Raw genomic sequence first — 25,562 nt, forward strand, 5'->3', positions numbered from 1 at the left:
GTTGCTAGATAATTTGATTTTGTCAATCATGATCAAAAAAGCACAGCTGATGAATTTATGGCAGCGCTATATTTGCCAGTATGGGTCTGGTAAAATTAAAGAAAATCTTAAGAAAGCAGGGGAAGTCAATGAAAAAGCAGCTGACTTGGCTGATGGGAGTCATGGCCTTGATGATCATGATTTTGATACCGATCCAGGGGCTTGCGGACGGTGATTTTAACATTAAGCAGTATCAGGTCAACGTCGATGTGCTAAAAAATGGGGATGTGGATCTGACGCAAAAGATCACCTATGAGTTTAATGGCGACTTTCATGGTGTATATTACAACCAGGATCTAAAAGGAATCGGCAAGGCTGATCAGATTGCGGCTGCCGTTGAGCAAAACGGCCATTTAACCAAGCTGCCAATCAGTCAATCGGGGCAAAATGATACTGTAAAAACCACCCAAACCAATGATTGGCTCAAGCTTAAGGTCTATCATCAAATTAGTGATGCGGAGGCTACGTTTATTTATCATTATCGACTGCATAACGTGATTACCAGCTATCAAGATACGGCCGAATTAAATTGGAAAATTATTGGCACCGGCTGGGATGAGCCACTGCACAACGTTTCAATTGTGATCCAGCTGCCCGGCAAAAACGTTGACTCGCTCAAGGCCTTTACGCATGGTCCGCTGAATGGCAAGACGGTAGTTTTAAAAAAGCAGGGTCGCGTCAGGATGACAGTTGACCGCGTTTCTGCGCATCAGTTTGTTGAAAGTCATCTATTGTTTGACAATGCCGTTGTCCCCAATAATACCAATCACGTAGATAAAAAGGTATTGGCTGCTAAGCTTAAAGAGGAACAAGAACTGGCGAAAAAAGCCAATGCCAAACGGGCGCAACAACGGCATCGCTTGCGAATCATCAAGCTTGGCTACAGTGCCGTAAGTATTTTGGGGATCTTGGCATATGGCTGGTGGTTTATCAAAAAGCAGCCAACAATGTCTAAACAGCGCCCCTTGGTTCATTCATTTGAGATTCCGCCTTATCCCGTCGAGCAGGCCTTTGCAATCGATAAAAATCAGCAGCCCAATGCCCGCGTACTCAGCGGTTATTTGATGCAGCTAGCGGGTGAGTACAAGATCGAGATTCAAAAAACAACAGCTGATGATTATCGTTTTACCGTTAAAAAACCAGCCGTCCTGGCAGAAAATTCACTGCTGTCGATGATGTTTGAAAAATGTGGCGATGGTCAAAGTTTTACGCTCAGTCAGCTTAAAAAATGGAGCAAAAAGCGCCAGCATGCCAAAAAACTTGCTCAAGCCTTTGATCAATGGGCTCAGGACAGTCTTGAACAAGCGCGCCAGACCGGTTATTACGATGAAAATGCAGATCACTTTAAGCAGCTCAATGTTTTCTTGCTGATTATGGTGGCATTGCTGATTTTTGGGATGATCTTTGTTGTCGATGGTTTGATATTAAAGATCGTAATCGGCGTGCTGTTTGTACTGACACTGGGATGGGGCGCATGGTACAGCCATCGTCTTTTGCCGTACACACCTAAAGGACAGCAGATGAAATACGATCTGGACTGTTTTATTTTGATGCTCAAAGACATTGGCGACTTCAAGCTTAAAGAAGTCGGCGACATTATCTTATGGGAGCAGATTTTGCCTTATGCAACGGCATTTGGACTGGCCAAAAAAGTCATCAATGAACTACGGCTATCGTTTACTGATGCTGAGCTCAATGACAGCATTTTAATCAGCTATCCGTGGATCTTTGCCAGCGATCCTTGGACGGGGACGTTTGAGAGTACTTTTGAAAAAGCTCTTGATCTCGGTAATTCGTCTTCAACATCTGGCGGCTCAGGTGGCTTTTCAGCCGGCAGTTCAGGTGGTTTTGGCGGTGGCTCGGGCGGTGGCGCCTTTTAAGCGATATACAATTGGATGCATCAAAAAAGGTCCGTTTCAAACCTGTGGATCAGATCAAGTAATGTGCGACCGATAATAATTTGAGCCAACGAAACGATCTAAAGGTGCTAAAATGTAGCCATCGTAAAGTGGATTGACTAAGGAAGAAGGAATCATTTTGAAAAAGATCGAAGGACACATCCATTTGATTCGTGCCATGGCCGGTTCAAAGGGGCAGGGACGCTTGAGTCCGCTGGGTAACGGCTATGGCATCTGGGATGACGGCGAGATCATTCATTTGTTGCCAAAAGGTTGGGGCGATGATGATTTTTTGGCAGAGAAGTACCTACCGATCATGGATGCTGAAAATATTGAAAAAGCCGTTTTATTGCAGGGAACCCTGAATGGCTATCAAAACTACTATACGTATCAGGTCGTCAAAAAATATCCGGATCGCTTTATCGGTGCCTTTGCCGTTGATCCATACGTTGATCGGGCCATGGCAATCGTCAAGCGTCACGTTGAGCAGCTGGGTTTTCGTGCCATTAAGTTTGAAATCAGCCAAGGTGGCGGGCTGCATGGCTTCCATACGCCGTTTCGACTGGATGAGGATGCCAAAGTCAGCCAGATCATGCATTACCTGGCTGATTATCCCGGATTTGTCGTGACGGTAGACTATGGGGATTATACGCAGACCAGTTATCAGCCAGAGGCCATCGTAAACTTGGCGCAGCGTTATCCAACAATGGATTTTGTAGTCTGCCATCTATCATTTCCCAACGCTGATCACCTAGCTCGCCTTGACAACGTGCTGCAACAGTTTGCGCCGTTTGAAAATATTTATCTGGATATTTCGGCGATCCAGGATATTGATGGAGAAGGGACCCATGATTTTCCATATCCCCGCTGTCAAAAAACGGTTGCGCTGGCCAAGAAGATTGTGGGCGCCCAGCGCTTGATCTGGGGAACCGATTCGCCGTGGTCGGCTACATTCAATACCTATCATCAGCTGGCGACCTGGTTGGAGCATACCGATTTGTTTACGCCTGATGAATTGGCAGACGTCATGTACAATAATGCCAACCGCGTTTACTTTAAACCAGCCAACGTAGCCGCCGCTAAAGCTGCGGAAGATCCAGTCGTTGCTCGATTTAAAGAATCACACTAAAATAAAAACGCGTTATCAGGCTGTTAAGCTGATGGCGCGTTTCTTTTAGTTATGGATAATAAGCAGATTGCTGATTTTTGATTGTCAATTATTTAGTCAATGCTCTGGCTGATTGACGTTCCACTGCGGCTTTTGGCCATTCAGTACCCGCACGACTTCGCTGGCGGCGTCTACAGCCATGCGATCCATACATTCCTTAGTATTGCCAGCAAAATGCGGCGTCAATAAGACATTTGGCGTGCTCAGCCAAGGATCGTCTTTAGGTAGGGGTTCATCGTCAAAAACATCCACGGCGGCCGCAGCAATTGAGCCGGTCTTAAGAGCAGTTTGCATTGCTTCTTGATCAACCAGGGCAGCGCGCCCAAAATTAAGCAGGACGGCCGAATTTTTCATCATGTCGAATTCACGCTTGCCAACGCTTCTGGTGGTTTCAGGCGTTACCAGCATGTTCAATGAAATAATGTCGGCTTCTTTAAAGACGGTGTCACGATCGACCATCTCGGCATTGCCATCGGAACGATTTGATGGCGTATAGGCAATGATTTTCATATCAAATGCACTGGCCTTTTTGGCAATCATACGACCGATTCGTCCATAGCCGATGATGCCAAGTGTCTTGCCAGCTAAATCAAAGCCTGGGTGCGCAAACGTCCAGCCCCAGTCACCTTGACGCATATGTTCAGTAGCCGGCACTAGATTTTTAGAAATTGCCATCATGGCTGCTAGCGTGGTTTCGGCGACCGTTGAGGCATTGGCGTTTTTGGCAATGGTGACCCAGACGCCCTGCTTAGCCCAAAATTCAGTGTCAACGTTGTCATAGCCAACGCCATGACGAGCAATCACCTTTAGCTTAGGCAGCTGCTTGGCCAGACGGTTGGGAAATGGCTCAGTCATCAAGATGATGCCGTCTGCATCGGCTGCTTCTTTAGCCAAGACATCGGCACGCTGGCTCTTGGTTTCGATTAATTCAAAGCCGCGGCTGGTCAGATAATCCTTGCCAGCTTGCGACATAATGCTTGGTACGGCAACTTTCATAGTTTTTCACTCTTTTCGTGGTTTTAGGGCAATTGACGACCGTAAAAGACGATCAATGCTTGCGTAAATCTTAAGTAAGATCAAGTAAAAAGTCAATTGGTGGATTTTAGACAAACGGGTCGTTTAATAGCGAAAAACTTGGAAAAATTTACGTAAATGATACCAAAAAATGAGTGAACCTTTACAAAACATTGTTAATCTAAATAACGTTGAGAAAGCTTTTAGCGGTCTTAAAATCCATTCAGGTTCTCTCTAAACTGCAAAGTCTCGCCTTGGTCAGCGGGACTTTTTTAGTATCGATAATACAAAATCGTCGCTGTTTGGGCTGCAGCGGCGATTTTTTGATAGAGACATGGATTTATAGTGCAAGTGGCATGGCACTGTCTAATGCCATCACCGCATCATAAATTTTATCGCGATCGGATTTAGTGTAAGAGTGATTTTTCAGCTTTTCATCGACTAATTGGCGAAACAGCTTGGCTTGTTCTAAAAACTTTACGTACTGAGCGGCGTTTTCAACCTCACTGGTATGATACATAAATTCATTCATCGTATTGACGTTGCGCTGAAAAGCATCCAGATGAGCCCAGAGCCGTTCCTTAACGCCGGTTGACTTCATGGCATCAACGAACAGCCGCTGCACGTTGACGGCTTCTTGATAGGCCAAGCGCATGTAGTCGCGAATATAGTTTTCAGTCATGATCTGCCTCCGATAGATGATCTTATTTTTTATGATAGCAGTTTTTGGCGAATAATGGTCTAAATCGGATGGAAAAATGATTCAATTAGGCTCAAGATAGCTGCATTACAAGGTGAGCTTACGTTTGAACGTCAATTTGAATAGATTTTATCCGAGATATTTGCCGTCAACTATGTCAAGCCTGGCAGATTTCAGTTAAAATTGGTATATGTATATTTATTTTTAGTAAAAGGTCGGATCGGTTTGATGTATCAGAAAAGATATGTAGATAAAGCAATCTTAATGGCACTGCAAGATCTGGGAGGTTCAGCCAGTCGCGAGATGATTCGCAAAACGATTGCTGAAAATCAGTATGACGGGCTGCGCTATGAGGATGTTTACGCAGGTAAAGATGAGCATCGCCATACACCGTTTATGGAGGATTTTACCGCTGCAATTCAAGACCTGTATGAGTTTGGGTATATTGAGCAGCCCCGAGTCGGTGAAGATATCGTCACAACGGATCTGGGTAGACGTCAAAATCTGGCTGACTATGAAGCTAAGCATGATTTGAAACGGCATCCTCATCAGCAGCCGAAACAAATAACGATTACGCGAGCTTCTGAGGCACAGGACCTGCGAAACGCGGATTGGAAAGCGGATCTGCTTAAGTGTTTGATGCAATTTAGTCCAGCCAAGTTTGAAAGCTTTTCGCGACTGCTGATTTCTAAGATGGGCGTCAAACTGGATAAAGAGCGCGGCATCAAGCTAACTGGCGATCATGGTATTGACGGATTTGGCTATTTCATGGCGGATGATTTTCGTACCAGCCGTGTCGCTATCCAATGTAAACGCTATGGCAAACAGCCGGTTTCAGAACCAGAAATCGATAAGTTCAAAGGCGTGATGGCAAGTTTTAACGCGGATTACGGCATCTTTATCACGACCAGTCATTTTACCGCTCAGGCCGAGTTCAAAGCTTATCAAGGCAGTAATACGGTTACCTTGATTGATGGACAGCAGCTGGCAGAATTGGTCGAAAAATACCAACTGCATATTAAGCCGGTTAAGACATACGTACTTGACGATTACTATTATCAATTCAAATAAAAAAGGCACCTCATCGCTGAGACGCCTTGAAAAAATGATCCTTGCAGCCGGTTTAAACGCCGCCGTTAAAATCAGTCAACAAGAAAATTGAATAATAAAACTTGCTGACGCCTTGATTATAGCATTGCAAAAACAGTCTGGCTAAATCAGCTGCAATAAAAAGAATCGAGGGAATGAGTATGGGATTATTTTCTAGTCATAATCAACCAAAAATGAATCCTGATCAATGGTACTTCCCATATGGTCAAGATCTGCAGATGGAATCAGGATCCAATGCGTCTTTGGAAATGTTTCGCGACCAACCATTGGATTCATTGGCTCGCGAGATATGTCAAAACTCGCTTGATGCAGCAGCCGGCCAGGAGCCGGTAAAAGTTGCATTTCAATATTTCGATCTGCCTACTGAACAGCTGCCAAACGTTAAGCAACTACGTGACGATATCCTGCCAGCCGCGCAAAAAGAGTGGACTCAAGAGAAAAAGACGCAACAGATGCTTAAACGGATGGCAGAAACACTGAGTCAGCCAACGATTCCGGTATTAAAAATCAGTGACTACCAAACGACGGGGCTGTTGAATAAAAACTGGCAATCGCTGATTGAACAGGCGGGGTCGTCAATCAAAAAAGACGATTCTTCGGCTGGTTCATTTGGAATCGGTAAGGGAGCACCATTTGCCGTCAGTGATCTGCGAATGGTTGGCTATAACTCATTGGCAGCTGATGGGCATCGTTCAATCTGTGTGATGAAATTCGTTTCCTATAAGCTGCGGGAGGCCAAACAAAATATTACTCAGGGTACGGGTTATTTTGGCGCGTGCGGTAAACAGCCTTTTGATACCGATCTGCCATTTGATCAAAAACACCCTCGTCAAGAAACCGGTACGGACATCTACGTTCTTGGCTTTAACCGCAGTCTGCTGAGTGACTGGCAGACACAGATCAAGCGTTCGATCGTCGACAACTTCTTATTCTCGCTCTATAAGAATCGGCTGGTGGTTGAAGTTGATGGCGAAACGATTGACTATCCGGCTGCTAAGATGATTCTGGATGATCTGCAGCAAGATAAACGACTGGCTAAGAAGTATCGAGATGCCTTCTGTTATTTAAATGTTTTGGAAGATCCCGACCACTGTGAGTTTTCGCTTCAAGGATTGACAGACTACGGGGTACCGGATGGCGATGCGGTGCTGCTGACTTCGAACTGCTCGCAGGCTAACAATCGTCGAGTCTTGATGACGCGTGAAGTTGGGATGAAAATATATGAACAGAATCGAATCAGTTCCACGCTTCAATTTTCAGGTATATTTTGGGCCAATGGCGAAAAAATCAATCAGCTGTTGAAGGAATTGGAAAATCCTAATCACGACAAATGGTCCGAAAAGCGAGCCGCGGATCCAAAGAAAATGGGTAAGTTTTTAAGAAGTATTCGTCGTTTTATCAGTACCACGATTAAAAATCAATATGAGCAAAAGATCGAAGAACAGGTTGATGCGTTTGGTGTCAGCAGCTTTTTGCCGGATGATCTAAATGCTTTTAAAGGTGCCAAGGCGCAGCTGAAACAAAAAGGCAGCAATCGTCCCAAAGTTAAACTAGAAGCCCAGCCACAGACAAGCGATCAAAGTCCAGTGCGGGCCAGCGAGACTGAGTTTAGTGATGATCTGGATGAATTTGGTGCTACTGGCGTTCAGGATGGTGAAACCAGCGGCTCAGGATATGATGGCGGTGAAGGAGGCGGCATTGGCGGTTCAAACGATACCGCATTTGGCAATCGGCCCGGCAGTCATGCTCCTGATAAAGACAATGATCAGTATGCTAAAATCAATGTAAAACGGCAGCTGATCGGCAATGTTACCTATCGCTGTATTGAAGCAGACTATCATCAAGGTCGCTATAATCTGCTGATTAATCCTGGCCAGTCACTTGACCAGGTACGGATTGGGATCAATGTGGTGGGCGATTCAGGCAATAAAGACATTGTACGTGTAAAAGCCGCCACCTTAGCAGATGGCACACCGCTAGGAACCAGCTTTAACAGTGTTTATCTTGATCAGCTGGCAAAAGGGCAGTGGCACCGGATTGAAATGATTTTGAATCGGAATTCGCGCTTGAAACTGGAGGTGGAAGTCTATGCGCATTGTGAATAGCATCTATCCTTACCCAGTCTTGTCAATCAACGATCCAGACTACCAGGCTGATTCAAGCTTTATCGTGCACTACCGTCTTGAGGATGCAACACCTTTTAAAAATGCAGTCTTATATGCGGATTTTGAGCTGCATGATCAGGTGCTGAATGAGCAGATTGAACTGGATAAAGCCGGTTTTTATCTGCATATTGAAAATTCACGTGCGGCTTTTCGGCGGCTGATTCCGGTTGAGCCTGGCAAAACACAGATTGCATTTGAGATTGATCCGCGTTATTTGCGTCAAAAAGTGGAAATTACCGGATTTTTATTGGCTAAGGATACAATCATCGGCTTGCGGAATGCCAGCGTAAATCCTGATTTGTACGGGCCGGGCTATGTTTTTCCGGATTTGGAGCCGGGCGACCCATTGGCGGTATCATTTACGATCAACTTGGACGTATCTGATATTGACAGTTTCCAAAACATCTCTTCAATCATGAAGGTAACCTCGCATAAAGATAAAGAAATGAAAGTCAATAATGACGGGGATGTCGTTTATATCTATCTGCCAGAAAAGATCTACCAACAGTATGTTCGGGATCAGGATCTTCCCAATACCTCGCTGAGTATCGTGATTATGCCGGCATTGCTGCAGCTGCTGAACTTTATGGCCCAGCCGGGAGCTGAGGAATTGTCTGACAAGCGCTGGTATCAGGTGATTGAAAAAAAGATGCAGGCTAATGATTTTGAAGTCGAGGATCTGTACAAAGATCCCAGTCTATCGCTAAAAGTTGCGCAGGTGCTACTCGAAATGCCGTTGGATCGTGCGTTTGACGAAATAGAAAGGTTGACGACGGATGAAGACTAAGCTGCGAATGTGTACGAACGAATTTTTAGAAGCATTCAAACGCGATTTTGATGAAAAATACCTAGACCTTTATCGCAATTTTGATCGAGCAGCAATTCAAAAGCTGTTTGAAAATGATGAAGTATACGAGATCAACCATGAATTTGAATACCAGTTGTTAAAGCCAGGCGACGAGGTCCATAATACCATTGCCGTCTATAGTGCGCTGAATTGGCTGACGCCGGTTCAGGCCACCCAGGAAGAAATGTGGTTTACGATGCTTAACACGGTCTACCTTGATTACTTATTGGCCAGTCTTAAGCAGGTGGCCAATCATCAAAATTTTGATCAGCACATCAAAAATTATCTATTCTTTTATGGCAGTACCATTCGGGCGCAGCTTACACAACGACTTTCAAAATACTGGTGGGTAGGCAAGCGACTGTATGATGAGCAGAATGTGGATACTGATCCTTACTGGCTGATTCGTTTCTTTTGCGAGTTGGATATATCAGGCAAGGCAATTAGTTTCTTTGCCAGCAAGTTGACTAACAATCAAGATATCGCGTTGGGAATCGTGGAAGGCATCTATGCCCGACGCGATAGGGTAAAAAACGTTAAGGAGACCTATTCCTATATCAATAAGCACTTTAACATGATCGGCGGTGTCAAGGTGTTGGACATCATGACGCGTGCTCAAGTCAAGCAGGAGACGATGGACTTTATTGATTACTTCACTGCTAACCCTCACACTCTGCCGGCCAAGAATCGCCATATCCTAATTTAAGCTTTTTTGGTCTGTGATAACAGAGAGACATCGATACTGGAACCAGTAAACAGTCCAGTTTATGCTGCTGACAAATAAAACCCGTTGCCAAGCATTTTGCTTAGCAACGGGTTTTTGATTAGCGTGCCTTGGCCAGGCTTTGGCAAACCGTGGTCGTTTCTTTTTCAACCAGCGGCAGAATATCCATGGCCATGCAGTCGTCAATATGCAGCTTGACTTGGTAGTCGCGGTCGTTAGGGAAGAAAGCATGATCTTGAACGTAGACGATCGCGCTTTGTACGGAATCCAAATGCCGCCGCTCGATTACTTCCGACAGTTCAACTGCCAGACGTTCGATCATTTTTTGATTATGGTGATATTTGAAAAAGCTGCGCAAAGTCACGTTTCATGCCTCCTAAAATTTATTAAAGCGAAAGAAGCTTTTTTCGATTACTCACGAGATAGTATTTTATCTGAATAGATCTAAAAATCAAGCCTTTTAACACGAAAAAATTATTATATTTTGATGGGAAATCGAACTGTTGAAAAGCCTTGTTAAATCAAGGATTCTTTGACTTTCAAAGCAAATTTTAAAAATTAAATTGGGGATTTGAAGTCATTAGGTAAAATGTTATACTAGTTTTATTGATGAAAACGCTTTATTGGATATGGAAAGGCAGGAAAATTTATGACGAAAAAAATCATCCTTGATTGCGATCCTGGTCATGATGATGCTTTGGCAATGATGCTGGCGGTGGCCTCGCCTAAAATTGAGCTGCTGGCCGTTACTACCTCAGCTGGCAATCAAACGCCTGATAAGACACTCAATAACGCCATGCGGATGCTTAAGCTGTTAGGTCGAGAAGACATTCCGATTGCTGGCGGGAATCGGACGCCGTTGGTCAAGCCACTGGAAACTGCCGGTGAGGTGCATGGTGAAAGCGGTCTGGACGGCTATCCGCTGCCTGAGCCGGATTTTCAGCCAGTTGATCTAACTGCAATTGAATTGATTGCCAAAACGCTTAATGAAAGTTCAATGCCGGTGACACTGGTAGTCACGGGTCCAATGACCAACGCGGCGCTTTTTTTGCGAGTGTATCCTGAGTTGGCCAAGGCAAAGATTGATCAGATCGTCTACATGGGTGGAGCCATGGGGCTTGGAAACTGGCAGCCCAGCGTAGAATTCAACATTTTTGTTGATCCTGAGGCGGCCAAGATTGTCATGAATTTCGGGATTCCATTGGTGATGGCACCATTAAACGTTACGCACCAGGCACAGATTCTAAAACCAGAAATCGAGGCATTAAAACAGATTAAGAATCCGGTTGGCCAGGCATTTTATGGGCTGCTGAGCTTTTTTGAGCGCTATCATGAAAATCCGAAGTGGGGCTTTCAAGGCGCGCCGCTGCATGATCCTTGCACGATTGCCTGGTTGATTGAACCAGAAATGTTCCAAACCGAAAAAATGAACGTTGACGTTGAAACGACCGGTGAACTGACGCGCGGCGAAACGGTCTGCGACTACTATCAGCTGACCAGCAAACCGCAAAATACCGAGGTTATGCTGGGCATCAATCGACAGCGTTTTATTGAAATGATTATGGAAGCATTGCATAGTTTTGACTAATTAATAAAACTGACATCGGTTTTTGCCAATGTCAGTTTTATTTTTGGTTTTTTGGTTGACAACTTATTTTTAGTAAGTTATCATACAATTACTAACTTTTTCAAAGGAGAAATTGGCAATGGCAAATTTTAATTCACTGACCAACCATCTGTGTTGCAGCGGACCGCGCTTAGGCTGTCCGCTCTTTGTCGTTGCTCAGTTAATCGACTGAATGCGACTGGACCAGCATTTGCGCAGCCAGGAAAATCCCGACTGCGCTTTTTTAATAGACTGGTAGCAACATTTTTAAAATAATGACTCAAGGAGGAATAATATGTGGCATACGATTCAAGGTTCGCTGCCAGAACTATTGGCAGCTGGCTTTAAATATACGATTCCGTTGGCACTGGTGTCGTTTTTCTTTGGCTTGATCATCGCACTGCTGGTGGCATTGATTCGTCTATCCAGGCAAAAAGGCGCGTTTAAGATTCTCAAAGGGATCGCAGTCTTCTATGTCTGGCTGTTTCGCTCGACGCCTTTATTGGTGCAGTTGTTCATTGTTTTCTTCGGCTTGCCGCACCTGGTCATTCCAGGAGCCTTTCCAGATGGTATCCAGCTCAAGCCATTCACGGCCGGCGTAATTACGTTTTCGCTTAATACTGGTGCCTACGCATCTGAAACGATTCGGGCAGCGATTGCCTCCGTTCCCCAGGGTCAATGGGAGGCAGCGGAATCAATCGGCATGACACGCGTGCAGGTACTGTGGCGCATCATCTTGCCACAGGCATTACGGGTTGCCTTACCGCCACTGGCCAACTCGTTTATCAGTCTGGTTAAGGATACGTCGTTGGCTGCTTCAATCACGATTGCCGAAATGTTTTCCGTGGCGCAGCAGATTACGGCCGAAAACTATGAGCCACTTTTGATGTACATCATTGTGGCCCTGATCTATGCACTGTTTACGACCGTACTGTCTCAACTACAGGCCTGGATGGAAAAAACGCTGGCCAAAACGACCCCAGATCAATAGGAGGCATGTATGAAAATTGAAAAGATCAACAAGTGGTTTGGCGACAAGCATGTTTTAAAAGACATTGATCTGGAATTTCCGGCTGGACAGACAACGGTTTTGGTTGGCCCTTCTGGATCAGGCAAGTCAACGATTCTGCGCTCGCTGAATTTACTAGAGCAGCCTAACAGCGGAACCTATGATTTTGACGAGCTGCATCTTGATTTTGAAAGAAATGTCAGTCGCAAGCAAAAACTGGCGCTGCGGCAAAAAACGGGAATGGTCTTTCAAGACTACAATCTATTTCCGCACTTGACGGTTCTACAAAATATAACGGAAGGTCCTAGACAAGTATTAAAGCTGCCTAAAGAAACAGCTGAGCAGACAGCCATGGAATTATTGGCAAAAGTCGGCCTTAAAGATTTTGCCAATGCCTATCCAGCACAGCTCTCTGGCGGTCAGGCCCAGCGAGTCGCAATCGCTCGTGCCTTGGCAATGAAGCCGGCCTACGTTTTGTTGGATGAGCCAACCTCAGCACTTGACCCGGAACTGGAGCTGGAGGTTTTGCGGGTCTTGCTTAAGCTGGCACAAGAGAATCAGTCGCTGATCATCGTAACGCATAATATGGTCTTTGCCAGACGCGTTGCCGATAAGATTGTTTTTGTTGAAGATGGCACGATTAAATACGACGGTGATCCAGCAGGCTTTTTTGCGCCGAATAATCCAGATGAGCGGATCCGCCACTTTATTGCGGCGATGACGATGGAAGAATTGGAAGAATAACAAAAAGAAAGAGTAGGGATTTAATATGAAAATTTTGAAAAAGATTGCCTTAATGGCAGCTACTTTGGTATTCGGAACTGCAGTTGGAGCAACGATTGGCCATGCTGATTCAGTAAAATCAGAATTAAAAACGCCTGATACGCTGACGATTGGTCTGGAAGGTACCTATGCGCCGTTTTCATATCGTAAGGACGGCAAGCTGCAAGGATTTGAAGTAGAGATTGGCAAAGCCGTTGCCAAAGAAATGGGCTTAAAGGCCAAGTTCGTGCCAACCAAGTGGGATTCTTTGATTGCCGGTTTGGGGGCCAAGAAGTTTGACGTTGTAATGAACAACATTGCGCAAACGCCAGAACGTCAAAAGAAGTACCTTTTCTCGGATCCATATATCTCATCGCATTTTGTACTGATTGTAAAAAAAGACAGCTCACTTAAAAACCTCAAGTCAATCAAGGGCCACAAAATGGCTGCCGGGGTCGGTACCAACAACGCTACACTGGTTAAAAAGTTTGGCGGGACTACGGTTGACAGCAGCGACTTTACCAGCAGTCTGGATATGGTTAAACAAGGTCGTGTTGATGGAATGATCAACAGTCGTGAAGCTTGGTACGTCTACGCTAAAAAGCACAGCACCAAGGGATTGAAGATGATTGATGTGTCTGATGAGGCTAAGCCGGTTAAGGTTTCAGCCATGTTCAATAAGAAGTCAACGGCACTGCAGAAGCAATATAATAAGGCCTTAGAAAAGCTGCAAAAGGATGGCACGGTCAAGAAGCTTTCGCAAAAGTACTTTGGTGCTGACATTACCAAATAAACAACGCAAAAAGCATGATCTGGAATGTTCCGGGTCATGCTTTTTAGTTGGCAAATACTTTGAATGCCATCATAATTTAGACAGGACCGTTTAAAAATATCAATATTATGCGGATTTGAATTGGTTTAATCAAGCATAGATACATAGTAATAACAAATTCTTGTTAAGTCTATCACTAAGGATGTGGTATATTAAGTTACTGGATGAGCAAGATTTAAGGAGTGAATTTATGGGAGAACTAGCTTTTCTAACGGCTGAGCGTGTGGGACTGATTGTTCTGCTGGCCTTCATCCTGGTCAATATACGTCCCTTCCGCAAATTGCTGTTGGAATCGACACCCGCCGATCGCTTCAAGCTGACCTTGATCTTTTCGGCGTTTGCAATTATCTCAAACATGCTGGGTATCCAAATTGATCCCAATAATCATATTATGCGCGAAACCATTCTCTGGCACGTGATTCCAGGTTACTCAGTGGTCAACGTCCGTATTCTGGCGGTTACAGTCGCCGGTATCGTTGGTGGGCCAAGCGTTGGCGGCATCACGGGTCTGGTTGCGGGTGCGCACCGGACGATGATGGAAGGCTGGGCAAGTGATGCATGGTTTTACATTATCAGCTCGACTCTGATCGGGGTTTTGTCAGGGATGCTTTATCGCAAGGATCGGCGGCATTTTGTCGTGATGCCGCCTTGGCAAGGTTTCTTGATCAGTTTAATAATGGAGTCAATTCAGATGGTGTTTGTTGGTTTGTTTAGTCCAACACACTTGAAGCTGGTTAGTTTTATCGCCTTGCCAATGATCGTGATCAGCTCTGTTGGGACGGCATTTTTCTTGATGATCTTATCACTTTATTTTCGTCAAGAAGTCGACACGCGGGCTGTTCAGACACGTTCGGTGATGAAACTGGCCGTTAGAACCTTACCGGCATTTCGTCACGGTTTGCAGCCAGAGTCGGCCAAACAAGTGGCTAGATTAATTTTGGCATATACTGATTTTGATGCGGTCGGTATCGGCAACGGTGAAAAAACGCTCGCCTTTGCAGGAGCCGGCAGCGACCATCATCGCCAAGACATGCCGAAAGATAACGTACCGAATTTCGTTAAGCGAGCTTTACGAGAAAAACAGACGCAGCTGGTTTATAATACCGCTCAGATCGGCTGTCAAAATTTGCGCTGCCCATTACAGGCAGGAATGGCGATTCCGATGATGCTTGGTGGTCGAGTCTTAGGTGTTTTGACCTTGTACTTTACGGAAAACTGGAAATTAACGCCGGTTGAGATTCAAACCGGTGAGGGCCTGGGTGAAATTTTGGCCACTCAGATCGTTTTGGGCGAAAAAGAGCGCCAAGCCGGTTTGCTTAGGGATGCCGAGCTTAAATCATTACAAGCTCAGATCAGTCCACACTTTTTTTTCAATTCGATCAATACGATTATTGCAATTTCTCGGTTTGATAGTGAAAAGGCGCGCTTTTTGCTGCGTGAGCTGAGTACGTTTTTCCGCTCCAATCTGTTGGGTGCCAATCAGTCCAAAATTCCGCTCAAGCAAGAAGAAGCTCATGTTAAGGCCTATTTAAACCTGGAACAGACGCGCTTTCCCGATAAGTATGACGTGGAATTCTTTAGCAGCGTTGATGATCAGGTATTGGTACCGCCATTTGCAATTCAAGTACTGGTTGAAAATGCAATTCACCATGCATTCGGCAACCGCAAGACCGGTAACATCATCAATATTTGGATTACCAGGTCAGGCAGATATCTAGAGATTCGGGTGACCGATAATGGTGAGGGTATCGATCCTAACGTGATTGATAAGCTGGGTAAAGAAAAAATTAATTCCAAGCACGGCAGCGGTACGGCCTTGCAGAACCTAAACGCGCGGCTAAAAGGTCTGTATGGCGATAGTGCCAAAGTGCAGATCATTACCGGAAAAACGGGTACTTCAATCTCGCTTTTGATCCCTTATGCACAAACTGAACAAAAACCCAATCTGAAAGGAGTGGCGACCGATGAAAGTACTGATTGTTGACGATGAGCCGTTAGCCAGAAATGAACTGCATTATTTATTGAAGGAAAATGTGCTGATCAATGAGATTGACGAGGCCAATGGGGTAATGATGGCAGATCAAAAGGTCAATGCCAATCAGCCTGATCTGGTATTTTTGGATATCAAGCTGGATGACGGCAATGGGATGGCGCTGGCTAGACGTTGGAAAAAGCTGCCGCAGCCGCCAGCAATCGTTTTTGCAACCGCCTATGACAATTATGCGGTCGATGCCTTTAATGAGGCTGCCGTTGACTATATTCTCAAGCCGTTTGACCCCGAGCGCATCAACGAGGCCGTTGCCCGGGTTGCCAAGATTCGAGGAATCGCCGACCAAGCAGAAAATGTTGCTGAACAGGCAGCCTGGCAAAATCCAAGACTGTCGATCACGATTGATGACAAAACAATGGTGATCCAAAAACGTGACATCATGTACATCGAAACCCAGGGAGGCTATACGCATCTGCATCTTAGAAACGACAAGCTGTTGATCAGCCGCCAGACCTTGACGAGTATCGCCCAATTGCTGAATCCAAGGCATTTTATGCGGATACACCGGGGATTTATCGTCAATTTGGATGAAATTGATGAGATGCAGCCAAGTTTTAATCACACCTACGAATTAACGTTAAAAGACGGCAGCAAAATTCCAGTCAGTAGGTCATATGTGGCTAAAACCAAGAAGGCAATCGGACTGCAGTAACTCGAATTGTCTAATATTTGCACAAGCATTGAATGTTAAGATAATGCATTCAGTGCTTTTTATTTTGTCAAAAAAGAATCCTCAGGGCATCTCAGCGGCTGATAAAGGCATTTCACGGTGAAATTGGGTCAATCAATGTGAAATTTAACACAAAATCACCAAAGTTAACTACAATACATTGTGTAATCGATATCAAAGGTGGCCATCTTAAATAAGATTAACTGCAATTATTTTTTATGATATTTTCGGATTGATTTGAGGGAAGGAAAAGTAACATGGATAAGAAAGCAAAGCAGACTGCGACCAAGCAAGAAGAAAAAAAGGCCGCACCAATTTTGGTTCAAATGGGTATCTTTGGTACCATCCTGTTTGTGTCACAATTCATTTCGGATCTGTTTCCAGCCAGCTTCGTAGTACCAACGCCACTGATTGGGATGGTATTGCTCTACATTCTGTTGGCAGCTCATATCGTTAAACTGGAGCAGGTTGAAAAATTTGGTGACTTTATGATCAGCTTGATCGCATTCCTGTTCGTTCCATCTGGCGTTCAGCTGGCAGGCAGTCTGGGTCTGATGAGAAAAGAAGGTCTGCAAGACATCTGCGTGATCATCATCTCAACGATCATTTTGCTGGTCGTAATTGCTTACGTTGGTAACTTCTTCGTTAAGCTGCATGGACGCTTGAGTAAGAAATCAGATGCGCCAGTAAAAAACGCCTCACAAAAATTAGCTCACTAAACGCTATAAAATAGGAAAGGAAATGTTTTAAGCATGTTCACTCAATCACTAATGCTACCATATACTGGTATCTTTATTTCGCTTGTTGGCTATCTGCTGGGAATGTGGCTGTTTAAGATCAGTCATGGGTTCTTCTTGTTCACGCCGCTTTTGGTCGGCATGGTCTTTGGGATTGCGGTTTTGGCAATCTGGGCCAAGGGAATCGGTTCTACGACGGCTGCCGTTTACACGAAGTACTACCTGCCGGGTGGGAATATCATCTTCTGGTTCTTAAATCCTGCTACGGTGGCATTTGCCATTCCACTTTACCGGCGTAACGATATCTTTAAGAAGTACTGGCTCGATATCGTTTTGACGCTGTTTGTCGGTGGCTTCATCTCACTGTTTGGGATTCAAATGGTTTCCAAGCTGTTTGGTCTGTCACGAGTTTCAACGGCTGCAATGATGCCACAAGCTGCTACGACCGCCGTTGCCATGCCAATTGCTAAAGGTGTCGGTGGTGATCCTGCCATCACGGCCATGGCATGTATCATCAACGCCGTTATCATTTACGCTTTGGCCAACTTCTTAATCAAGGTCTTCCGCCTTAACAAGACGTCACGGGTCGGCAATGGTCTGGCACTGGGTTCAGCCGGTCACGCGGTTGGTACTGCCAAGGCTTTGCAACTGGGTTCGATTGAAGGTGCCATGGCTTCAGTTGCCGTCGTTGTCGTATCACTGGCAATGGACATCTTAGTGCCACTGTATGTCAACCTGTTCATGAAATAAGCAAAGGAGAATCACATTATGTCTTATCGACAACAAAAAGTCGTGCTGATTGGTGATGGCGCAGTCGGCTCTGCCTACGCGTTTGCCATGGTTCAACAAGGACTGGCTGAAGAGTTTGCCATTATCAACCACACCAAGAGCAAGGGTGAGGGTGACACGCTTGACCTTGAGGATGCCACGGTCTTTACATCGCCAAAAAAGGTTGAGTCAGCGGACTACTCGGTCTGCCGCGATGCTGATCTGGTTGTAATCTGTGCTGGGGCTGCCCAAAAACCTGGCGAAACCCGGCTGCAATTGATCAACAAGAACCTTAAGATCATGGCTGATGTTACGCAAAACGTGGTTAAGTCCGGCTTTAACGGCATCTTTTTAGTAGCTGCCAACCCAGTCGACATTCTGACCTATGCCGTCCAAAAGATCTCAGGATTCCCAACCAGTCGGGTTATCAGCTCCGGTACGCTGCTGGACACGGCACGGCTGCGGGTAGCATTGGCTAAGGAATTTAACGTCAGCCCAGCTGATGTATCCGCCAATGTTTTGGGCGAACATGGTGATTCTGAATTTGCGGCCTATTCTTCAGCCTCAATCGGTGGCAAGAATCTGCTTAAGATTGCCGAAGAGCAAAATATCTCTATTGAGCGGCTATTGGAAATCGAAAATGAAACTCGTCACAAAGCCTACGAAATTATCAATCGCAAAGGTGCAACCTACTATGGCGTTGCCACCGCTTTGATGCGGATTACCAAAGCTATCTTGCGCAATGAAAATGCGGTCTTACCAGTTGGTGCCTATGTCAATGGCGAATATGGCGTCCATGATCTTTACCTGGGTACGCCAGCCGTAATCAATGCGCATGGGGTTGAACAGGTGATTGACGTCCAATTGAATGAACGTGAGCAAAAAGCAATGGCTCATTCTGCTGCAGTCCTGCGTGAAGCTGTCGATCGCGGCATGAACGAAACCGGTCTGAACAAGGAGATCGTCTCGTTGGTAGCTGATGCATAATGTTTCACGAATTAATGAGCATTATTGCATAATGTTTCACAAAATCAACGAGGAAAACGTTTCCAGAAATGGAGAAAGTTTCCCTCGTTTTTTTCGAAAAAAGACTTGATTTTTAAATAAAATGGTTTAAAACTATATTTGTAAGCGTTTCATTGTTTATTAAAGGAGGTTGTTCTAGATGAAAAAGTTGGATTTTGAGGAATTGAAACACAATCCCGAAATCAAGCCGCTTCAAGTTCTGGACGAGGATGGCAAAGTTGTCAATTCTAATTTGATGCCTGACCTGAGTGATGATGAATTGGTTGAATTGTTTGAGCAAATGGTTTGGTCACGAGTTTTAGGCGACCGGACCATGAAGCTTTGTCGGCAAGGTCGGCTGGGCTTCTTTGCCCCAACTGCCGGTGAGGAAGCCAGTCAAATGGGCTCCAACTTTGCGATGAGCAAGGATGACTTTCTGCTGGGCGGCTATCGTGACGTGCCACAATTGGTTAAGCACGGTCTGCCAATGTGGAAAGGCTTCTTGTGGAGCAAGGGACATGTCAACGGCAACAAATACCCCGAAGAATTAAACGCGGTTCCACCTCAGATCATTATCGGTGCTCAATATGCGCAAACAGCTGGGGTTGCGCTCGGAATCAAGAAGAAGGGTGAAAAGAACGTTGCCTACACCTACACTGGTGATGGTGGTACTTCACAGGGTGACTTTTATGAAGGCGTCAACTTTGCCAGTGCCTTTAAAGCACCAGCCCTGTTCTTCGTACAAAACAATCTGTATGCTATTTCAGTTCCAAGAAAGGCGCAGACGGCGGCCCCAACCTTGGCACAAAAAGCCGTTGCCTGTGGGATTCCTGGACTGCAGGTTGATGGGATGGACGCCTTGGCAGTCTACAGCGTTGCCAAGCAGGCTCGTGACTGGATCACGGCCGGTAATGGTCCAGTGCTGATTGAAACGCTGTGCTACCGTTACGGACCACACACCACGGCCGGTGACGTACCTCGTCGTTACCGTTCTGAAGAAGAAGAAGATGTCTGGCTGAAGAAGGACCCACTGATTCGGATGCGTAAGTTCCTAGAGAGCAAGGGCCTTTGGGATGAAGACAAGGAAAAGGCTTGTGTTGAAGCAGCCAACAAAGAAGTCGATGACGCAATGCAGGAAGTTGAATCACAACCAACGCAGACCGTTACCGAACTGATGCAAAACGAATATGTGGTTACACCACCAGCTATTCAAAAAGAGTTGGATGCATATCAAGCAAAGGAGGCTAAGTAATCATGGCTAAGATGACAATGATCAAAGCAATTACAGCTGCCATGGACGAAGAGCTTGCTCATGACGATAAGGTAATGATCTTTGGTGAAGACGTTGGTAAAAACGGTGGGGTCTTTCGGGCAACTGATGGCCTGCAAGAAAAATTCGGTGAAGATCGAGTATTTGACACGCCACTGGCTGAATCAGGCATTATCGGCTTGGCCAATGGGATGGCGCTGAAAGGATTCCGTCCGGTACCTGAACTGCAGTTTATGGGCTTTATCTATGAAGCCTTTGATGAACTGGCCGGTCAAATGGCACGTTACCGCTTCCGGATGGGTGGCTCGCGCAAATTCCCAATTACGGTGCGTGCTCCGTTTGGTGGCGGTGTTCACACGCCAGAACTGCACTCGGACAGCTTTGAGGGCCTGCTGACTCAAGTTCCTGGCCTGCGCGTGGTTGCGCCAAGTGGTCCATATGATGCCAAGGGACTTTTGATCTCTGCTATTCGCTCCGACGATCCGGTCTTCTACTGTGAACACATGAAACTGTACCGTTCCATCAAGGAAGAAGTGCCTGATGAAGCCTACACCATTCCTTTGGACAAAGCGGCCGTCAAGCGTGAAGGCACTGATGTATCGATTATTACGTACGGCTACATGGTTCAAGAAAGTCTGGCTGCTGCTGAAGAACTGGCAAAAGACGGTATCAATGCGGAAGTCGTTGATCTACGGACGTTGGCACCGCTTGACGAAGACACGATTTTGGCATCCGTTAAGAAGACGGGTCGCGTTGTTTTAGTTCAAGAAGCCCAAAAACAAGCCGGCGTTGGTGGTCAAGTCGCCTCATTGATTGGTGAGAAGGGTGTTTTATACCTGGATGCGCCAATTGCACGGGTAGCTGCTCCTGACACGCCATACCCATTCAGTGATGCCGAAGAAGTATGGTTGCCTAACAAGCAAGATATCGTTGACAAAGTTAAGGAAACTGTCAACTTTTAATCGCGAGGTGGAAGATCAATGAGCAAATATGAATTCAAAATGCCAGAACTTGGTGAAGGGATGGCAGAAGGCACGATTGGTGAATGGCATGTTAAGGTTGGCGACACCATTCAAAAAGACGCCGATATGGTTGAAATCGAGAATGACAAGTCAACCTCTGAAATTCCATCACCAGTTGACGGCAAGGTAACTAAGATCAATTTTGAAAAGGGCGACGATGTTACCGTTGGCCAAGTCTTGATCGAATTTGAAGTTGCTGAAGGGCAAGGCAATGTTGATGGCAGTGCCGAAGCGAAAAACGACGCCAGTGATGCGTCAGAGGAAAGTTCCGCCCCTGAGACCAGTGCTGCTCCTGCTGCATCAAATCCTGCCCCAGCTGCTCCGGCTGGCGGTGCTGAAATCTATCAGTTCAAGATGCCAGAACTGGGCGAAGGGATGGCAGAAGGTACGATTGGCGAATGGCACGTCAAGGTCGGCGATACGATTGCCAAGGATGCTGACATGGTTGAAATTGAAAACGACAAATCAACTTCAGAAATTCCTTCTCCAGTTGACGGTACGGTTACTAAGATCAACTTTGAAAAGGGCGATGACGTCAAGGTTGGCCAAGTTCTGGTTGAACTGCAGGTTGCAGCCGGTCAAGGCAACGTTGAAGGCGACACGGCGCCTGCTCCTGCACAAGAACCTGTTCCGGCTCCTGCTAAAGCCGCTCCAGTTGCTACCGCTCCAGTTCCAGCAGCTGCAGACCATTCACTGCCAGTACTGGCAATGCCAGCCGTACGTCGTTATGCTCGTGAAAAGGGTGCTGACTTGACCAAGATTGCTGGTACCGGTCACCATGGCCAGATTCTTAAGGCGGACGTTGATGCCTTCTTGGCTGGTGGTGCCAAAGCTGCTCCAGCTGCTAGTGTTGCACCTGCCGCAGCCGCTGCTTCTGAAACGCCAAAGGCTAAACCAGCCGTTGCAGTTTCCGTAGAACAGCCGGCACTGCCTAAGGCTACGCCAGCATGGCCAGAGCATGAAGAAAAGATGACGCCGGTACGTCGTGCTACGGCTAAGGCCATGATTCGCTCCGTACAACAAGCCCCAATGATCACGGTCTTTGAAGACGTTGTAGTTGACAAGCTCTGGGATCACCGCAAGAAGTACAAGGAACTGGCTAAGGACCATGGTGTTCATCTGACGTTCATGGCTTACATGACCAAGGCACTGGCGGTTATCTTAAAGGAATTCCCAATCTTTAACTCTATGGTTGACATGGCTGATGAAAAGATCGTCTACCGTGACTACATCAACGTTGGGATTGCTACCGACACTGATCGCGGCCTGTTCGTACCAAACATCAAGCATGCTGATTCCATGAGCCTGTTTGACATTGCCAAGCAGATTTCTGCTAATACGGCAAAGGCCAAGGACGGCAAGCTGTCGGGTGACGACATGAGCCATACCAGCATGTCCATTACCAATATCGGCTCAATCGGCGGTGGCTTCTTTACCCCAATTGTTAACTGGCCAGAAGTAGCCATCCTGGGTATGGGCAAGATCGTTCAGGAACCGGTTGTTGAAGATGGCGAAATCAAGGTTGCTCGGGTTCTAAAGCTTTCGTTGACCTGCGACCACCGAGTAATTGATGGTGGGACGGCGCAACGGGCTATGAACCGTCTGCACGAGCTGTTGAGCGACCCAGAACTGCTTTTAATGGAAGGATGATCACGAATGGTTGTTGGAGATTTCCCAATTGATTTGGATACCATTGTCGTTGGTGCGGGCCCTGGCGGCTATGTGGCTGCCGTTCACGCTGCCGAAATGGGACAAAAGGTTGCAGTTGTCGAAAGTACCTATCTTGGCGGCGTCTGCTTAAACGTCGGTTGTATTCCATCAAAGGCTTTGATTCAAGTCGGTCATAACTATCAAACGGCCAAGAACTCAGCTGATCAAGGTATTGAGGTTACTGATGCCAAACTTGACTTTGAAAAGGTTCAAGCGTTTAAAAACAGTGTCGTTAAGCGGATGACCAATGGGGTTGGCTTCCTGTTTAAGGAGCACAAGATTGACGTGATCTGGGGCTCAGCTTATTTGAAGAACGACCACAGCCTGCGTGTTATCAATGATCAGCATGGTCAGACCTACACGTTCAAGCACTTAATTTTGGCGATGGGCAGTCATCCAATCGAGATTCCAGGCTTTAAGTTTGAGGGCCGCGTATTGGATTCCACGGGCGCTCTGGCCTTAAAGGAAGTACCAAAGGATCTGGTCATCATCGGTGGTGGCTACATCGGCAGTGAGCTGGCCAATGCCTTTGCCAACTTTGGCGCTCACGTAACGATTCTGGAAGGTACCAAGTCGATTCTGGGCAACTATGAGCCTGATCTGGTCAAGGTTGCTTTAAAGGACTTCAAGGCCAAGGGGATTGACGTAATTACCAATGCGATGGCCAAGAAGGCAGAACAGACTGAAAATGGTGTCAAGGTTACCTATGCTGTGGGCGATGAAGAACACACGCTGGATGCCGATTACGTCGTTGTCTCAGTTGGTCGTCGTCCCAACACCAAGGAAATGGGACTGGAACAAGCCGGGATCAAGCTTGATAAGCGTGGCTTGATTGAAGTTGATGCCCAGGGTCAGACCAGCGTTAAGAACATTTACGCAATCGGTGATATCGTGGCTGGAGCTGCCTTGGCACATAAAGCCAGCTACGAAGGCAAAGTAGCAGCTGAGGCGATCGCTGGTAAGCCAACAACCGTCGACTATCACGCAATGCCGGCTGTCTGCTACCTGGACAATGAGATTGCTACCACGGGACTGACCGAGGCACAAGCCAAGGAAAAGGGCCTGGACGTCAAAACCGCCAAGTTCCCATTCATGGCTAATGGCCGAGCCGTATCCATGAAGGCAACGGAAGGCTTTGTTCGGCTGGTATTCATGAAGGATACGCATGTCATGGTCGGTGCTCAGATCGTGGGGCCGGATGCTTCTGATCTGATCAGCGAGCTGACCTTGGCAATCGAATCAGGAAATGAGATTGATGACATTGCATTGACGATTCATCCGCACCCAACACTGTCAGAAACGCTGATGGATGCTGCAGATGTGGGTCTTGGAATGCCAACCAATATTTAAATTGGATGAAGGGAACAGTGGTGTCGAATGCAATATTTAGCAATGCCTAGTGAGGATATCCGTCGCAATCTGGCAACCGAGCAGTATCTGATGAACAGCGACAAGCTGAAGCTGCCATTCATGCTGTTTTATATCGAAAAGCCTTGCATTATCGTGGGACGCAATCAAAACACGATGGAAGAAATTAATGCCGAGTACTGTCGTGAACATAACATTACGATTACACGGCGTCTGTCGGGTGGCGGCGCGATGTATCAGGATCTGGGCAATATGTGCTTTAGCTTTGTCGTTCCTGCCGATGAGATTCGATTCGGCGACTTTAAGGACCTGGTTAAGCCGATTGTTGATGCACTGCATGACATGGGCGCAACTGGGGCTGAAACTACTGGTCGCAACGATATCGTGATTGATGGCAAGAAGTTCTCCGGCAATGCCATGTATACCCGTAATGGCCGCACCTTCTCGCATGGGACGTTGATGTATGACGTTGATACCAGCGCGGTTGCTTCTGCATTGCACGTCCCAAAAGATAAAATTGAGTCAAAAGGCATTAAATCAGTTCGGGCGCGCGTTACCAACGTTAAGCCATATTTGAAACCCGAATTCCAGAATCTGACGACGCAGCAGTTTAGAGATGAATTAATCAAACGTATCTGGCATGTCGATTCGATCGAGGAGGCCAAGCAGTTTGAATATCAGCTGACGCCTGAAGATGAAGCGGCGATTTCTGAATTGGAAAAACGCTATTATGACAATTGGGACTGGGTATATGGCAAGTCACCAAAGTTCTCAGTCAAAAAACGTCAGCATTTCGATGGCGGAACCATTGATGCTCGTTTCCTAGTTGAAGACGGCAAGATTAATGATGTTAAGATCTATGGCGACTTCTTTGGCACTGGTGACGTAAAAGACGTTCAAGATGCCTTAAAGGGTCAGCCATATGATCAGGAGGCCATGCAGCAGGCATTGGCAAAACTTGATCTGCAACGCTACTTTGTGGGGATTGATCCCAAAGACGTTGTCGATCTGCTGACCAAGCAGCATTAAAATTTCCAGCACCCAAACGACTGCTTCTCAACAGCTTTGAACGATAATTTAGCAGTCCT

General features: G+C 46.2%; 23 protein-coding genes. 20 read left to right on the forward strand and 3 right to left on the reverse strand.

Annotated features, from left to right (window positions below; genetic code table 11):
- Nucleotides 1-128: 128 nt before the first annotated feature.
- Together HF864_RS03355 and HF864_RS03360 are read left to right on the forward strand one after the other, a co-directional pair.
- Nucleotides 129-1,919: a DUF2207 domain-containing protein gene (locus tag HF864_RS03355; protein WP_169461702.1), complete on the forward strand. Its 1,791-nt coding sequence runs from the start codon at nt 129-131 to the stop codon at nt 1,917-1,919.
- A gap of 157 nt (nt 1,920-2,076) precedes the next feature.
- The gene (locus tag HF864_RS03360; RefSeq protein WP_169461703.1) at nt 2,077-3,066 is read left to right on the forward strand and encodes an amidohydrolase family protein; all 990 of its coding nucleotides are present in this window, start codon (nt 2,077-2,079) and stop codon (nt 3,064-3,066) included.
- 96 nt (nt 3,067-3,162) lie between these two features.
- Here HF864_RS03360 and HF864_RS03365 read toward each other — a convergent pair whose 3' ends face one another.
- Both HF864_RS03365 and HF864_RS03370 read right to left on the reverse strand, forming a co-directional pair.
- Complete coding sequence (locus HF864_RS03365; protein ID WP_169461704.1) at nt 3,163-4,101, reverse strand: phosphoglycerate dehydrogenase; 939 nt, start codon at nt 4,099-4,101, stop codon at nt 3,163-3,165.
- 358 nt (nt 4,102-4,459) lie between these two features.
- Nucleotides 4,460-4,801 (reverse strand): hypothetical protein, encoded by a 342-nt coding sequence (locus HF864_RS03370; protein ID WP_169461705.1) that lies wholly within the window; start codon nt 4,799-4,801, stop codon nt 4,460-4,462.
- 282 nt (nt 4,802-5,083) lie between these two features.
- Here HF864_RS03370 and HF864_RS03375 point away from each other — a divergent pair, with 282 nt between their 5' ends.
- The 4 genes from HF864_RS03375 (at nt 5,084) to HF864_RS03390 (ending at nt 9,647) form a co-directional block, all read left to right on the forward strand.
- The gene (locus tag HF864_RS03375) at nt 5,084-5,890 is read left to right on the forward strand and encodes a restriction endonuclease (protein ID WP_240936864.1); all 807 of its coding nucleotides are present in this window, start codon (nt 5,084-5,086) and stop codon (nt 5,888-5,890) included.
- A 179-nt stretch (nt 5,891-6,069) separates the two neighbouring features.
- A complete protein-coding gene (locus HF864_RS03380) occupies nt 6,070-8,034 on the forward strand; it encodes a hypothetical protein (RefSeq protein WP_169461706.1) in 1,965 nt (654 codons plus the stop codon).
- Nucleotides 8,018-8,881 (forward strand): hypothetical protein, encoded by an 864-nt coding sequence (locus HF864_RS03385; protein WP_169461707.1) that lies wholly within the window; start codon nt 8,018-8,020, stop codon nt 8,879-8,881. Before HF864_RS03380 ends, HF864_RS03385 begins: the two co-directional genes overlap by 17 nt.
- Nucleotides 8,871-9,647, forward strand: coding sequence for a DUF6339 family protein (locus tag HF864_RS03390; protein WP_240936865.1), 777 nt, complete (start codon nt 8,871-8,873; stop codon nt 9,645-9,647). Before HF864_RS03385 ends, HF864_RS03390 begins: the two co-directional genes overlap by 11 nt.
- 118 nt (nt 9,648-9,765) lie before the next feature.
- Here the strand turns inward: HF864_RS03390 and HF864_RS03395 are convergent, their stop codons facing one another.
- On the reverse strand, nt 9,766-10,029 hold the full coding sequence (locus HF864_RS03395) for a hypothetical protein (RefSeq protein WP_169461708.1): 264 nt from the start codon (nt 10,027-10,029) through the stop codon (nt 9,766-9,768).
- A gap of 285 nt (nt 10,030-10,314) precedes the next feature.
- Here HF864_RS03395 and rihA point away from each other — a divergent pair, with 285 nt between their 5' ends.
- From rihA to HF864_RS03465, 14 genes are all read left to right on the forward strand, one after another.
- Nucleotides 10,315-11,253 (forward strand): pyrimidine-specific ribonucleoside hydrolase RihA, encoded by a 939-nt coding sequence (gene rihA, locus HF864_RS03400; protein ID WP_169461709.1) that lies wholly within the window; start codon nt 10,315-10,317, stop codon nt 11,251-11,253.
- Between the two features lie 313 nt (nt 11,254-11,566).
- A complete protein-coding gene (locus tag HF864_RS03405; RefSeq protein WP_006499827.1) occupies nt 11,567-12,262 on the forward strand; it encodes an amino acid ABC transporter permease in 696 nt (231 codons plus the stop codon).
- Nucleotides 12,263-12,271: 9 nt separating this feature from the next.
- Complete coding sequence (locus tag HF864_RS03410) at nt 12,272-13,024, forward strand: amino acid ABC transporter ATP-binding protein (RefSeq protein WP_006499826.1); 753 nt, start codon at nt 12,272-12,274, stop codon at nt 13,022-13,024.
- A 25-nt stretch (nt 13,025-13,049) separates the two neighbouring features.
- Nucleotides 13,050-13,835, forward strand: coding sequence for a transporter substrate-binding domain-containing protein (locus tag HF864_RS03415; RefSeq protein WP_006499825.1), 786 nt, complete (start codon nt 13,050-13,052; stop codon nt 13,833-13,835).
- Nucleotides 13,836-14,064: 229 nt separating this feature from the next.
- Complete coding sequence (locus tag HF864_RS03420; RefSeq protein WP_169461710.1) at nt 14,065-15,858, forward strand: LytS/YhcK type 5TM receptor domain-containing protein; 1,794 nt, start codon at nt 14,065-14,067, stop codon at nt 15,856-15,858.
- Nucleotides 15,839-16,576: a LytTR family DNA-binding domain-containing protein gene (locus tag HF864_RS03425; protein WP_169461711.1), complete on the forward strand. Its 738-nt coding sequence runs from the start codon at nt 15,839-15,841 to the stop codon at nt 16,574-16,576. Before HF864_RS03420 ends, HF864_RS03425 begins: the two co-directional genes overlap by 20 nt.
- Before the next feature lie 275 nt (nt 16,577-16,851).
- Nucleotides 16,852-17,313, forward strand: a complete 462-nt coding sequence (locus HF864_RS03430) for a CidA/LrgA family protein (RefSeq protein WP_006499822.1) — start codon at nt 16,852-16,854, stop codon at nt 17,311-17,313.
- 33 nt (nt 17,314-17,346) lie between these two features.
- Nucleotides 17,347-18,081, forward strand: coding sequence for an LrgB family protein (locus HF864_RS03435; RefSeq protein ID WP_039945692.1), 735 nt, complete (start codon nt 17,347-17,349; stop codon nt 18,079-18,081).
- 18 nt (nt 18,082-18,099) lie between these two features.
- Entirely contained in the window at nt 18,100-19,086 is a 987-nt protein-coding gene (locus HF864_RS03440; RefSeq protein ID WP_169461712.1) for an L-lactate dehydrogenase, read from the forward strand.
- A gap of 178 nt (nt 19,087-19,264) precedes the next feature.
- Entirely contained in the window at nt 19,265-20,356 is a 1,092-nt protein-coding gene (gene pdhA, locus HF864_RS03445; RefSeq protein WP_169461713.1) for a pyruvate dehydrogenase (acetyl-transferring) E1 component subunit alpha, read from the forward strand.
- Nucleotides 20,357-20,358: 2 nt separating this feature from the next.
- On the forward strand, nt 20,359-21,336 hold the full coding sequence (locus HF864_RS03450) for an alpha-ketoacid dehydrogenase subunit beta (RefSeq protein ID WP_169461714.1): 978 nt from the start codon (nt 20,359-20,361) through the stop codon (nt 21,334-21,336).
- Nucleotides 21,337-21,354: 18 nt separating this feature from the next.
- Nucleotides 21,355-23,046 carry a 2-oxo acid dehydrogenase subunit E2 gene (locus HF864_RS03455; protein WP_169461715.1) on the forward strand — a complete coding sequence of 564 codons (1,692 nt, stop codon included), beginning with the start codon at nt 21,355-21,357 and terminating at the stop codon, nt 23,044-23,046.
- Between the two features lie 6 nt (nt 23,047-23,052).
- The gene (gene lpdA / locus HF864_RS03460) at nt 23,053-24,456 is read left to right on the forward strand and encodes a dihydrolipoyl dehydrogenase (protein ID WP_056968198.1); all 1,404 of its coding nucleotides are present in this window, start codon (nt 23,053-23,055) and stop codon (nt 24,454-24,456) included.
- Between the two features lie 27 nt (nt 24,457-24,483).
- The gene (locus tag HF864_RS03465) at nt 24,484-25,503 is read left to right on the forward strand and encodes a lipoate--protein ligase (RefSeq protein WP_169461716.1); all 1,020 of its coding nucleotides are present in this window, start codon (nt 24,484-24,486) and stop codon (nt 25,501-25,503) included.
- Nucleotides 25,504-25,562: the final 59 nt, after the last annotated feature.

Source organism: Lactobacillus sp. MRS-253-APC-2B (assembly GCF_012843675.1).
GTDB lineage: Bacteria > Bacillota > Bacilli > Lactobacillales > Lactobacillaceae > Limosilactobacillus > Limosilactobacillus pulli.

Coding starts and splice junctions, on each gene's coding strand:
- HF864_RS03430 (WP_006499822.1), top strand. CDS start 16,852: ATGGATAAGAAAGCAAAGCAGACTGCGACCAAGCAAGAAGAAAAAAAG.
- HF864_RS03390 (WP_240936865.1), top strand. CDS start 8,871: ATGAAGACTAAGCTGCGAATGTGTACGAACGAATTTTTAGAAGCATTC.
- HF864_RS03435 (WP_039945692.1), top strand. CDS start 17,347: ATGTTCACTCAATCACTAATGCTACCATATACTGGTATCTTTATTTCG.
- HF864_RS03375 (WP_240936864.1), top strand. CDS start 5,084: ATGGCACTGCAAGATCTGGGAGGTTCAGCCAGTCGCGAGATGATTCGC.
- HF864_RS03425 (WP_169461711.1), top strand. CDS start 15,839: ATGAAAGTACTGATTGTTGACGATGAGCCGTTAGCCAGAAATGAACTG.
- HF864_RS03405 (WP_006499827.1), top strand. CDS start 11,567: ATGTGGCATACGATTCAAGGTTCGCTGCCAGAACTATTGGCAGCTGGC.
- HF864_RS03455 (WP_169461715.1), top strand. CDS start 21,355: ATGAGCAAATATGAATTCAAAATGCCAGAACTTGGTGAAGGGATGGCA.
- HF864_RS03415 (WP_006499825.1), top strand. CDS start 13,050: ATGAAAATTTTGAAAAAGATTGCCTTAATGGCAGCTACTTTGGTATTC.
- HF864_RS03420 (WP_169461710.1), top strand. CDS start 14,065: ATGGGAGAACTAGCTTTTCTAACGGCTGAGCGTGTGGGACTGATTGTT.
- HF864_RS03365 (WP_169461704.1), bottom strand. CDS start 4,101: ATGAAAGTTGCCGTACCAAGCATTATGTCGCAAGCTGGCAAGGATTAT.
- HF864_RS03380 (WP_169461706.1), top strand. CDS start 6,070: ATGGGATTATTTTCTAGTCATAATCAACCAAAAATGAATCCTGATCAA.
- pdhA (WP_169461713.1), top strand. CDS start 19,265: ATGAAAAAGTTGGATTTTGAGGAATTGAAACACAATCCCGAAATCAAG.
- HF864_RS03385 (WP_169461707.1), top strand. CDS start 8,018: ATGCGCATTGTGAATAGCATCTATCCTTACCCAGTCTTGTCAATCAAC.
- HF864_RS03465 (WP_169461716.1), top strand. CDS start 24,484: ATGCAATATTTAGCAATGCCTAGTGAGGATATCCGTCGCAATCTGGCA.
- HF864_RS03355 (WP_169461702.1), top strand. CDS start 129: ATGAAAAAGCAGCTGACTTGGCTGATGGGAGTCATGGCCTTGATGATC.
- lpdA (WP_056968198.1), top strand. CDS start 23,053: ATGGTTGTTGGAGATTTCCCAATTGATTTGGATACCATTGTCGTTGGT.
- rihA (WP_169461709.1), top strand. CDS start 10,315: ATGACGAAAAAAATCATCCTTGATTGCGATCCTGGTCATGATGATGCT.
- HF864_RS03450 (WP_169461714.1), top strand. CDS start 20,359: ATGGCTAAGATGACAATGATCAAAGCAATTACAGCTGCCATGGACGAA.
- HF864_RS03370 (WP_169461705.1), bottom strand. CDS start 4,801: ATGACTGAAAACTATATTCGCGACTACATGCGCTTGGCCTATCAAGAA.
- HF864_RS03410 (WP_006499826.1), top strand. CDS start 12,272: ATGAAAATTGAAAAGATCAACAAGTGGTTTGGCGACAAGCATGTTTTA.
- HF864_RS03440 (WP_169461712.1), top strand. CDS start 18,100: ATGTCTTATCGACAACAAAAAGTCGTGCTGATTGGTGATGGCGCAGTC.